Source organism: Actinoallomurus soli (assembly GCF_024055715.1).
Lineage (GTDB): Bacteria > Actinomycetota > Actinomycetes > Streptosporangiales > Streptosporangiaceae > Actinoallomurus > Actinoallomurus soli.
This window is the reverse complement of sequence record NZ_JAMXMV010000037.1, coordinates 40284-51561: the sequence shown is the minus strand read 5'-3', so window position 1 is coordinate 51561 and position 11278 is coordinate 40284. Positions and strand designations below refer to the sequence as shown.

Here is an 11278-nt window from a genome sequence, read left to right as displayed (position 1 = left end):
AGGTCAAGTCCAAGGCACGCCCTCAAAGGACGGCCAGATCACTGGAGAGTCAACCCAGATCGCCGGGCACCGAGCCTGACAGCACTCCACCCACAAGCGCCACCCAAACACTCACAGATCACTGGCGTTCACTGCTCATAGAGGACAGTGGGCGTCAGTGATCATCCCGCCTGGTGGCCATCTGAACGGTCGCGATGCGGTCACCGATCGTCAGGGGCCGCTCAGGCGGAGCGGGCCAGTCCTGCGCTGCGAAGTCCGTCGCGTACCGCCTCGTACACGACTTTGGACCATGCGGTCAGGATCGGAGCGGGATGAGTTGCCGGCTCGCTCGGACGAGAGCGGCTCATGGCGCTTCAGATCCGCCGCAGCGACGTCCTGGCTCATGTCCGTCGTGTCGTACTGCTCGGCGATCTCGTTCAGCTCCCTGTCTGACCGCCGGTCTGTCAGATGCAGTCCAGCCAGTACTGCTGCAGCCGAATGATGGCCTGCTCCCGGCTCATCTCGGCGACCTCCTTCTCCGAAATGCCGACCCGGGTGATCAAGAGACGCACCATCTCGGCGGGAAGGGAGTCTTTGACCGGTGGAGGAGCTCCTCGGTCGGGTTTTTGGCCGTCGCGAACACAGGCCCAGAACTCCTCATCCGAGACACCGAGCTGGTCACGGAGGATATGCGCCCACAGGCCCTTGCCGTAGCCACTGCGGTCAACCGGGTGAGAGATCCTCGTCCGCAGGATCGAGCCGTCGGGCAGGTCGAGTTCGTAGGTGGCGTGATGTGTTCCAGCGCGTCCACGCGCATCGCGCACCCGGTGCCATCCTTCGGTCACGCAGAAGCACTCATGATCCTTCCGGGTGGGCTGAGGCCAGGTCATGTGCCCTCCCCGGTGAGCCAGTCGCGTAGCTGGTCGTCGCTGCTGAGATCGATCAGCTGGACCAGTCCCCACTGCTGGCGATGATTCGGGGCTTCACGCAGCCGCTCCTGCCAGTCGGCGGCATACTCACGGAGGGCATCGACCATCTCGGCGATCGCCTCGTCGAACGTGGCGCCATCGGCGGAGATGGGCAACCCGGGGAGGAAGACCGACCAGCCGCCGTCCTCGGCCACGACCTGCGCCCGAACCGGACTCACAACGGCGAGGAAATGCCGCAGCCGATCAGCGTCGACGACGGCCGCCCTGGAGGACTCACGACGTACGGTCGCCGTGCATCCGAGCTCCGCTGCGTCCAGGAGATCCTTCAGATGCGCGCGCGCCTCCGTGTAACTGTTGAAGTGCACAGACGACATGATGCCACTCCCTGTCACCGGTCATGCCGTTTTTGTGACGACGGCAGGTACGTCAAGTACTTAACGTACCTCGCTGGGTGGCGATCCTTGCCTGTAGCGACGCCGAGAGGTCTCCGGGCCTGGCGGCCCGGAGACCTTCCCGGTCAGGACCAGGCGAGCATGCGCATGGGGTCTTCGAGCATGGCGCCGATCTCGCGGAGGACGGCGGAGCCGAGTTCGCCGTCGACGATGCGGTGGTCGAACGACAGTGCCAGCGTCGTCACCTTGCGGATCTTGATCTCGCCCTCGTGCACCCAGGGCATGTCCCGGATCTGGCCGAAGGCGAGGATGGCCGACTCGCCAGGGGTCAGGATCGGGGTGCCCGCGTCGACGCCGAAGACGCCGACGTTGGTGATGGTGATCGTGCCGTCGGACAGGTCGGCCGGGGTGGCCTTGCCGGCCCGCGCCGTGGCGGCGAGGTCGGCGAGCGCCCGGGCCAGGTCGGGCAGCGACAGGTCGTGGGCGTCGCGTACCTTCGGCACGATCAGCCCGCGCTCGGTCGCGGCGGCGATGCCCAGGTTCACGTAGTGCTTGACCACGATCTCCTGTGCGTCCTCGTCCCAGACCGAGTTGATCAGCGGGTTGCGGCGGACCGCCAGCAGCACCGCCTTGGCGACCAGCAGCAGCGGCGAGACCTTGACGCCCTCGAAGTCCGGCAGCTCGCGCAGCCGCTTCACGGCGTTCATCGTCTCGGTCACGTCGACCTGCAGCCACTCGGTGACGTGCGGCGCGGTGAACGCCGACTGCACCATGGCCGCCGCCGTGTGCTTGCGCACCCCGCGGATCGGGATGCGCTCCTCCCGCCGCTCGCCCGCCGTACGGACCGGGGCCGTGGGTGCCTCGACGGCCTGGCGCACGTCGTCGCGGGTGATCGACCCCTGCGGGCCGGTGCCGGTGACGGCGGTCAGGTCGACGCCGAGGTCCTTGGCCAGCTTGCGGACCGGCGGCTTGGCCAGCACCGCGACCCGCGACCCGGCGGGCCGGGAGGCGGGGACGGCCTGCGCCGCGGGAACAGCCTGCGCCGGAGCGGCGGGCTCCGCCCGTACGGCCGCTGCGGCGGGCTCGGCCGGTGCGGACGCGGCCGGGACCGGTCCACCGGTGGCCGGCGTCTTGCGCGGGCGGCGTTTGGTCGAGCCGGCCTTCACGCCGTAGCCGACCAGGACCGGGACGCGCTTCTGCTCCGGAGCGGACGGGTCGACCGCCGGGGCGGGGCTGCCGACCATGCCCGGCTCCTGCGCGCCCTCCGGCGGAGCGGCGGTCTCCTCGGCGGGCGGGACGTCGCCGCCGACCGCGACCGAGATGATCGGGACGCCGACGTCGACGGTCGTGCCCTCCTCGACGAGGAGCTCGGCGACCGTCCCCTCGTACGGGCAGGGGAGCTCGACGACGGCCTTGGCCGTCTCGATCTCCACGATCGTCTGGTTCACCTCGACGGGGTCGCCGGCCCGTACGTGCCACTTGACGATGTCGGCCTCGGTCAGGCCCTCGCCGACGTCCGGCAGTTTGAACTGCTTCAGCTCGCCCATGCTCACCACGCGAAGGTCCGGTCGACGGCGTCGAGGACGCGGTCGAGGTCGGGCAGGTAGTGGTCCTCGAGTCGGGACGGCGGGTACGGCGTGGAGAACCCGCCGACCCGCAGCACCGGTGCCTCCAGGTTGTAGAAGCACTTCTCGGTGATCCGGGCGGCGAGCTCGCCGCCGTACCCGTTGAAGACCGGCGCCTCGTGGACGACGACGCACCGGCCGGTCCGGCGTACGGACTCCAGGACCGTCTCCTCGTCGAGCGGGTTCAGCGAGCGGACGTCGACGACCTCGATCGAGTGCTGCTCGTCGGCCTGCGCGGCCTCCAGCGCCGTCTTGACCATCGGCCCGTACGCGAGCACGGTGACGTCCTCGCCGGGGCGCGCGACGACGGCCTTGTCGAACGGCACGGCCTTGGACAGGTCGCGGTCGACGGGGGCCTTGTCCCAGTAGCGGCGCTTCGGCTCGAAGAAGATGACCGGGTCGGGGCACTCGATGGCCTGCTGGATCATCGTGTACGCGTCGGCCGGGTTCGAGCAGGCCACGACGCGCAGGCCACCGGTGTGGGTGAAGTACGCCTCGGGCGACTCGCTGTGGTGCTCGACCGCGCCGATGCCGCCGCCGCACGGGATCCGGATGACGACCGGGAGTTCGAGCGTGCCGAGCGAGCGCATCCGCATCTTGGCGAGCTGCGTGGTGATCTGGTTGAACGCGGGGAACACGAACCCGTCGAACTGGATCTCGCACACCGGCCGGTAGCCGCGCAGTGCGAGGCCGATGGCCGTGCCGACGATGCCGGACTCGGCCAGCGGCGTGTCGATGACGCGCGCCTCGCCGAAGTCCTTCTGCAGACCGTCGGTCACCCGGAAGACGCCGCCGAGCTTGCCGACGTCCTCTCCCATGATGAGGACCTTCGGGTCGTTCTCCATGGCCTTGCGAAGGCCCTCGTTCATCGCCCTGGAAAGAGTCAGCGTCTCAGCGCTCACCGTCGCACTCCCCTCCGCGCGTACCCCCGGCCGGAACCGGCCGCCCCCTCATCGGGACACATCCTCGAACGATGCCAGGTACGAGGTGAACTGGCCGCGTTCCTCCGCGAGCAGCGAGTGCTCGGTCGCATAGACGTTCTCCCAGATCGCCGTCGGCTCCGGGTCGGGCAATTCTAGACACCGTCTCCGCAGGTCCGAGCCGACCTCTTTGGCCTCGGCGTCGATCGCGTCGAAGAATTCGCGATCGGCCAGCTGGTTCTTGACGAGGTACGCCTTGAGGCGCTCGATCGGGTCCTTGAGCTTCCAGGACTCCAGTTCGGCCTGGAGCCGGTAGCGCGTCGGGTCGTCGGTGGTGGTGTGCGCGCCCATCCGGTAGGTGAACGCCTCGATGAGCGTGGGGCCCTGCCCGCTGCGGGCGTTGTCGAGGGCCTTCTGCGTGACGGCGTGCACGGCGAAGACGTCGTTTCCGTCGACGCGGATGCCGGGGAAGCCGAAGCCCTCGGCGCGGCGGTACAGCGGAATGCGGGACTGCTTCTCCAGCGGCTCGGAGATGGCCCACTGGTTGTTCTGGCAGAAGAAGACGATGGGGGCGTTCTGCGCGGCCGACCAGACGAACGCCTCGTTGACGTCGCCCTGGCTGGTCGCGCCGTCGCCGAAGTAGACGATGGCGGCGTTCTCGGCGCCGTCGCGCTGGATGCCCATGGCGTAGCCGGTGGCGTGCAGGGTGTGGCTGCCGATGACGATCGTGTAGAGGTGGAAGTTGTGCGCCTTCGGGTCCCATCCGGCGTGGTTGACGCCGCGGAAGAGGCCCAGGAGGTCGAGCGGGTCGACGCCACGGCACCAGGCCACACCGTGTTCCCGGTAGCTCGGGAAGGCCATGTCGTCCTGCTTGAGGGCGTGCGCCGAGCCGATCTGCGCGGCCTCCTGGCCGAGCAGTGAGGCCCAGATGCCGAGCTCGCCCTGACGGGTCAGCGCGACGGCCTCGGTGTCGATCCGGCGGACGATCACCAGGTCGCGGTACAGACCCTTGATCTCCTCGGGGGTCAGGTTCACGTCGTACTCGGGATGCTCGACGCGCTCGCCCTCGGGGGTGAGCAGCTGGACGAGTTCCGGTGGGGGAGACTGTGCGTCGGTGCCCAGGGGCGCACCGCGCGCGGCGTCGACGATCACGTGCCACTCCTCGTGCGTTCAGGGCCGTCCGCGGGATCGCCGCGGTCGGCCTGGTTGCGCGTCGCCCTTCCCGCGGATCCCGGCGAGTACGGGAGACGTAGTCGTCATCGTGACAGAGGCCACGTACCCGGGCGCAAGCCTTTGCTCCTACGGAAACGTACCCGGAAGGTTGTGCCCTGCCACCAACGCGAATCACGCCGTGATTCGCTAGGAGTGGATCACTCTCGGGATAGGACGCGGGTCGCGCCGGCGGCGACGGTCAAGCCGAGAATGAAGCCCGCGGCGACGAGCGCGTCGGATATCCACAGGTAGATGCCGTGCGGCGCGAACTCACCCTCCTGACCCAGCGAGCCGACCGGCAGCAGCAGGTCCAGGGTGTACAGGAACGGGTTGAACTGCGTGTTGTGCCCCGGCTCCTGGATCCGCGGATGGTGGTGCTGGAAGACCGCCGTGCCGATCGCCAGCAGCGCCACGAGCCACGCGGCGGCCAGGAACGGCCGGTACCCGTAGCCGACCGTCCAGTCCTGGGCGTACCCCCAGATGCGGCGCGTCACCGGCTGGGTGTCCCGGCGCGCCCGCTGCTTGGCCAGGAGGACGCTGCGCCGCTCGCCGTCGTGCCCGAGGGCGCGGTAGGTCTCCGCCAGCTTCTCGTACGGCTGGGGGATGTAGCCGTCCGTGTCGCGGGCCACCCACTTGAGCCGCTCCTTGGCGGTCAGCGGCGGGTCGATCATCTCGTACGTGAGGCCGTCGAGCTGGTACCTCGGCGCCCAGGACAGCGGGTCGTCGCGCATGAGCTTGATCCGCGCGTAGCTCAGGTCGACGACGCCCTTGATCGGCTCGGCGGGTCGCAGCATCACCTCCTCGGCCTGGGCGCGCTGGAGGTTCAGCGCGACACCGGCCGGGTTGGCGAGCCGCCCGCCGCGCAGGTTGAACAGGCCGCCGATGTGCACGCCCGCCAGGCTGACCACGCCGTCGGAGCGGAAGCCGTCCGAGCAGTAGATGTCGGTCTCGATGCTCATGTCGTCGCAGTTGAGCGCGGTACGGGCCGGGTTGGACACGGTCGCGCCGACCATCGAGAGGTACCCGCCGATCCGCGCGCCGCGCAGCCGGATCTCCCCTTCGGCGCTGAACCCGCCGTCGCAGAACATGTTGGCCGCGACCGTGAGCCGGCTCGCGTACAGCGCCTGGCCCTTGGGGTTGCGCAGCCGCGCGCCGCGCAGGTTGAGCAGGCCGCCGATGTTCGCGCCGGGCAGGCGCACCTCGCCCTCGGCGGTGAAGCCCTGGTCGCAGTAGACGTTGTTGTCGACGATGAGACGGTCGGCCAGCAGCGGCGAGTCGCCGTTCGGGTGCGAGAGGTACGCGCCGGTCAGGTTCAGGATGCCGGTGATGTGGGCGCTGTCGAGCCACACGCCGCCGTAGATGTGGCTGCCCTCCAGCCACAGGTGCCCGTCGATGCGCACGCCCGAGGCGACCAGGCCGGGCAGCCGGCAGCGCATGAGGTGGACGCTGCGCAGCCGCGCCCAGTACAGGTGCGGCGCGTCGGTGAGCTGGCAGCCGGTCAGCGCGAGCGGGACACTGACGTGGGCGTGCCCGAGGTTGAGGGTGCCGGTGATCCGCGCGCCGGTCAGGCGCACGGCGGCGACCTGGCCGGGCTCGGTCTCCCGCGCGCCGAGCAGCAGCGCCGAGATCACCTCGGCCCGGATCGTACGCTCGGGGCCCCAGGCGTTCGTGGCGTCGAAGTCCTGGTCACCGCCGGACAGGTCCACGGTCTCCCCGCGCGGGAACGCGTCCCAGAGCACCCGCTCGGGCTTGGTCAGGTCATCGATCAGCATCCACGGCTCCGGGGCGACGACAGAACTCTCATGTATAGCGCGCCGGCGACCCGCTCGGTGTGATGGCTTACACGGAAACGAGACGCACCCGATCACCGCAGAGTTTCGCCATGTCGTCGATATCCGAGGGGAGAAGGACGACCGGACGTCGCCGCCGTACGGCCATCTCGGCCACGGCCGCGTCGATCGCGTACTTGTGGCCGTGCAACCCGGCGTCGATCGCCCCGGCTCCGGCGGCGCGCGCCTGAGAGCAGTGCCGCGATCACCTCGGCCCGTACCTCGCCCCGGCCGCCGAGGTCGACGGTCCGCGCGGCGGGGAACGCGTCCCACAGTGCCGACTCGGGCTCGGTCAGTTCCTCGGCGCGCATGACGATTCCTCCGGGGGGATGATCGGGCCCTACGATCCCACCGGAGGAGGCGTCGCGTCATCGGCCGCCGGCCGTGCCGTACGCTTCGATGCCGTAGCTGCAGATCAGAGGGGGTCAACCATGGCGCGTTTCATCGTCGAGGTCATGCTCAAGCCGGAAATTCTCGATTCCCAGGGCCAGGCGGTCGCTCGGGCGCTGCCGCGGCTCGGTTTCGAGGGTGTCACGCAGGTGCGGCAAGGCAAGCGGTTCGAGATCGAAGTCGAAGGACCGGCCGACGAAGCGGCCACGGAACGTGTCCGGAAGATGGCCGAGACGCTGTTGGCCAACCCGGTCATCGAGACGTTCGAACTCCGCGCCGAATAGTCGCTCAAAGTTAGCTCGGTCGAGCGATTACGCCAGTTTCCACCGGGGAAGCCTTAGCTTCGTTGAAAGAATCGCGAAGACGGGGTCGACCCCCAGGTCAGGGGTCAAAGATGACACGAGGTGACCGGTGGATATGAAGTTCTCACTCGACTTGCCGCGTGAGACTCTCAGCATCCCGGTGATCCGCCGGGTCCTGGGCGATACGCTGCGCGGACTGGGGGTTTCGGAAGCCTGTATCGCCGACCTTCTCGTGGCCGCATCCGAAGCCTGCACGAATGTGGTGCAGCATGTCGATTCGGCGAGTCACTATGAGGTGATCGCCAGTATCGCCGGAGATCACTGCGTCCTGAAGGTCGCGGACACGGGCCACGGCTTCACGGGCGACGCGGAGAAGAACGCGGGCCTCGATTCGGAGTCCGGGCGCGGAATCAAGATCATGCGGGCGCTCGTCGACGACGTGACGTTCGACAGCCGCCCGGACACCGGGACCGTCGTCTACCTCCAGAAGCGGCTGAGCTGGCAGGAGGAGTCGCCCATGCGGCTCCTGGAGCCCCAACTTCTGAAAACCGCAGGCTGAACGCCGGATAAGCTAGGGCACGTCCCGAGTCCGTTCTTGTATCGGAGTGTGCCCATGTCAGCCCGTGTGGGCGTGATCACCTTCCCCGGGTCGCTGGACGACCGGGACGCCGCACGAGCGGTGCGCCTCGCGGACGCCGAGCCGGTGTCCCTCTGGCACGCCGAAGGTGACCTGCTCGGTGTCGACGCCGTCATCCTCCCCGGCGGTTTCTCCTACGGCGACTACCTCCGCGCGGGGGCGATCGCGCGGTTCGCGCCGCTCATGGAGAAGCTGGTCGCCGCCGCCCGCGACGGCCTTCCCGTCCTGGGCATCTGCAACGGCTTCCAGGTGCTGTGCGAGTCGCACCTCCTGCCCGGAGCCCTGACCCGCAACGTCGGTCTCCACTTCGTCTGCCGCGCCCAGCGGCTGCGCATCGAGAACGTCGAGACCGCCTGGACCTCCGATTACGAGGAGGGGCAGGAGGTCGTCATTCCGGTCAAGAACATGGACGGCTGCTACGTCGCCGACGAGGAGACCCTCGAGGAGCTGGAGTCCTCCGGCCGGATCGTGGCCCGCTACCTCGACGTCAATCCCAACGGTTCGCTGAACGACATCGCCGGCATCTGCAACGAGGCCGGGAACGTCGTCGGCCTGATGCCGCACCCGGAGCACGCTGTCGAGGCCCTGACCGGTACGTCCACCGAGGGCCTCGGCTTCTTCACCTCGGTCGTCAAGAAGTTGGTCCACGCATGAGCGAGCGGAGCGAGCGAATCAGCAGCACAGCGCCTCTGGTCACTCCCCCGACGGAGGAGGGCGCATGAGCGAGCAGAACATCGACGAGAAGGGCCTGGAGCCGACCGGCGCCGGGTCCGCGGAGGCGGCGACCGAGCCCACGCCGGTCCGGCCGGTGGAGGTGGACTCCGTCGCGCGCGCCGCGCAGACGCCCGAGCTCCCGCTCCCGTACGCCGAGCTCGGCATGAAGGACGACGAGTACGCCCGCGTGCGCGAGATCCTGGGCCGGCGGCCGACCTCCGCCGAGCTGGCGATCTACTCCGTCATGTGGAGCGAGCACTGCTCGTACAAGAGCTCGCGCGTCCACCTGCGGCAGTTCGGCGACAAGGCCCCGCAGAGCGACGCGCTCCTCGTCGGCATGGGCGAGAACGCCGGCGTCGTCGACGTCGGCAACGGCTGGGCCGTCACCTTCAAGATCGAGTCGCACAACCACCCGTCGTACGTCGAGCCGTACCAGGGCGCCGCCACCGGCGTCGGCGGCATCGTCCGCGACATCCTGTCGATGGGCGCCCGCCCGGTCGCCGTCATGGACTCCCTGCGGTTCGGCCCGCCGGACGCCCCGGACACGCGCCGGGTGCTGGACGGCGTCGTCAGCGGCGTCGGCGGCTACGGCAACTGCCTCGGCCTGCCGAACATCGGCGGCGAGGTCGTCTTCGACGACTGTTACGCCGCGAACCCTCTGGTCAACGCCCTGTGCGTCGGTGTGCTCAAGCCCGAGGACATCAAGCGGGCGATCGCGCCGGGGCCGGGCAACAAGGTCATCCTGTTCGGCGCGGGCACCGGTCCGGACGGCATCGGCGGCGCGTCCGTGCTGGCCAGCGCGACCTTCGACGAGGAGTCGCAGGCGAAGCGCCCGTCGGTGCAGGTCGGCGACCCCTTCATGGAGAAGCTCCTCACCGAGTGCTGCATGGAGATCTTCGCCGAGGATCTCGTCGTCGGCATCCAGGATCTCGGCGCGGCGGGCGTCTCCTGCGCCACCACCGAGCTGTCCGCGGCCGGCACCGGCGGCATGGACATCGACCTGAACAAGGTCCCGCTGCGCGACGCGACGCTGCGGCCCGAAGAGATCCTGATGAGCGAGTCTCAGGAGCGCATGATGGCCGTGGTCGAGCCGGCCAAGGTCGAGCGCTTCCTCGAGGTCTGCGCCAAGTGGGACGTCCCGGCCACGGTGATCGGCGAGGTCACCGACACCGGGCGGCTGCGGATGACCTGGCACGGCGAGACGATCGTCGACATCCCGCCGGGCACCGCCGCCGACGAGGGCCCGGTGTACGAGCGGCCGTACGAGGTGCCGGCCGACCTGGCGCAGCTGCAGGCCGACGGCCCCGGCCGCCTGCCGCGCCCGGCCACCGCCGAAGATCTGCGCAACACGGTCCTGTGGCTGGTGGGCTCGCCCAACCTCGCGGACAAGTCGTTCGTCACCTCGCAGTACGACCGGTTCGTGCTCGGCAACACGGTGCTGGCCACGCCGGAGGACGCCGGGCTGATCCGCATCGGCGACGGGCCGCAGGGCATCGCGCTGGCCACCGACGGCAACGGCCGGTACGCCCGGCTCGACCCGTACGCCGGTGCGCAGCTCGCACTGTCCGAGGCCTACCGCAACGTCGCGACGACGGGTGCCCGGCCGCTCGCGGTGACCAACTGCCTCAACTTCGGCTCCCCGGAGGACCCGGGCGTCATGTGGCAGTTCGCGCGCGCCGTCGAGGGCCTCGCGGACGCCTGCCAGGTGCTGGGTGTCCCGGTGACCGGCGGGAACGTCAGCTTCTACAACCAGACCGGCACCACGCCGATCAACCCGACCCCGGTGATCGGCGTCCTCGGCGTCCACGACGACGTGAACCGCCGGGTGCCGATGTCGTTCATCGTCGAGGGCACCACGCTGCTGCTGCTCGGCGAGACCCGGCCGGAGTTCGGCGGCTCCGAGTGGGCGCACGTCGTGTTCCAGCACCTCGGGGGCCTGCCGCCGCGCGTGGACCTGGCCGCCGAGGCGGCGCTCGCGTCGGTGCTCGTGGCCGGAGCGCACGAGGGCGTGCTGAACGCCGCGCACGACCTGTCCGACGGTGGCCTGTCGCAGTCGCTGGTCGAGTCCTGCCTGCGGGGCGGTCTCGGCTGCGTGATCGATCTGCCGGACGACCCGTTCACCGAGCTGTTCAGCGAGTCCGTGGCCCGCGCCGTCGTGGCCGTCTACCCCGAGCACGAGGAGCGGGTCACCGCGCTCGCGCAGGCGGCCGGGGTCCCCGTGCGCCGGCTGGGCACGGTCGGCGGCGACGCGTTCGAGGTCCAGGGACTGTTCTCGATCCCGCTGAGCGAGCTGCGCGAGGTGCACCAGGGCGCCCTGCCCGCCCTGTTCGGCTGATCGATCCGCCGCGC

General features: G+C 69.6%; 10 protein-coding genes. 4 read left to right on the top strand and 6 right to left on the bottom strand.

Features of this window, described 5'->3' with window-relative positions:
• Nucleotides 1–443 precede the first annotated feature (443 nt).
• The 6 genes from NDW01_RS41050 to NDW01_RS41025 form a co-directional block, all read right to left on the bottom strand.
• Complete coding sequence (locus NDW01_RS41050) at nt 444–869, bottom strand: cytotoxic translational repressor of toxin-antitoxin stability system (protein WP_252829943.1); 426 nt, start codon at nt 867–869, stop codon at nt 444–446.
• Nucleotides 866–1282 (bottom strand): type II toxin-antitoxin system HicB family antitoxin, encoded by a 417-nt coding sequence (locus NDW01_RS41045; protein WP_252784019.1) that lies wholly within the window; start codon nt 1280–1282, stop codon nt 866–868. The genes NDW01_RS41050 and NDW01_RS41045 overlap by 4 nt, the downstream gene beginning before the upstream one ends.
• Before the next feature lie 143 nt (nt 1283–1425).
• On the bottom strand, nt 1426–2847 hold the full coding sequence (locus NDW01_RS41040; protein WP_252829942.1) for a dihydrolipoamide acetyltransferase family protein: 1422 nt from the start codon (nt 2845–2847) through the stop codon (nt 1426–1428).
• A 2-nt stretch (nt 2848–2849) separates the two neighbouring features.
• On the bottom strand, nt 2850–3827 hold the full coding sequence (locus tag NDW01_RS41035; RefSeq protein ID WP_308211881.1) for an alpha-ketoacid dehydrogenase subunit beta: 978 nt from the start codon (nt 3825–3827) through the stop codon (nt 2850–2852).
• A gap of 48 nt (nt 3828–3875) precedes the next feature.
• Nucleotides 3876–4997 (bottom strand): pyruvate dehydrogenase (acetyl-transferring) E1 component subunit alpha, encoded by a 1122-nt coding sequence (gene pdhA, locus NDW01_RS41030; RefSeq protein ID WP_252829941.1) that lies wholly within the window; start codon nt 4995–4997, stop codon nt 3876–3878.
• 218 nt (nt 4998–5215) lie between these two features.
• Nucleotides 5216–6829 carry a hypothetical protein gene (locus tag NDW01_RS41025; protein ID WP_252829940.1) on the bottom strand — a complete coding sequence of 538 codons (1614 nt, stop codon included), beginning with the start codon at nt 6827–6829 and terminating at the stop codon, nt 5216–5218.
• A 488-nt stretch (nt 6830–7317) separates the two neighbouring features.
• Between NDW01_RS41025 and purS the strand changes: the two genes are divergently transcribed.
• The 4 genes from purS to purL all read left to right on the top strand — a co-directional run bounded on the left by purS (nt 7318) and on the right by purL (nt 11264).
• Nucleotides 7318–7560, top strand: a complete 243-nt coding sequence (gene purS / locus NDW01_RS41020) for a phosphoribosylformylglycinamidine synthase subunit PurS (protein ID WP_252784024.1) — start codon at nt 7318–7320, stop codon at nt 7558–7560.
• Between the two features lie 133 nt (nt 7561–7693).
• Nucleotides 7694–8137: an ATP-binding protein gene (locus tag NDW01_RS41015; RefSeq protein ID WP_252829939.1), complete on the top strand. Its 444-nt coding sequence runs from the start codon at nt 7694–7696 to the stop codon at nt 8135–8137.
• 54 nt (nt 8138–8191) lie between these two features.
• Nucleotides 8192–8869 carry a phosphoribosylformylglycinamidine synthase subunit PurQ gene (gene purQ / locus NDW01_RS41010; protein ID WP_252784026.1) on the top strand — a complete coding sequence of 226 codons (678 nt, stop codon included), beginning with the start codon at nt 8192–8194 and terminating at the stop codon, nt 8867–8869.
• Between the two features lie 64 nt (nt 8870–8933).
• Nucleotides 8934–11264, top strand: coding sequence for a phosphoribosylformylglycinamidine synthase subunit PurL (gene purL, locus NDW01_RS41005; RefSeq protein ID WP_256514404.1), 2331 nt, complete (start codon nt 8934–8936; stop codon nt 11262–11264).
• Nucleotides 11265–11278 lie beyond the last annotated feature (14 nt).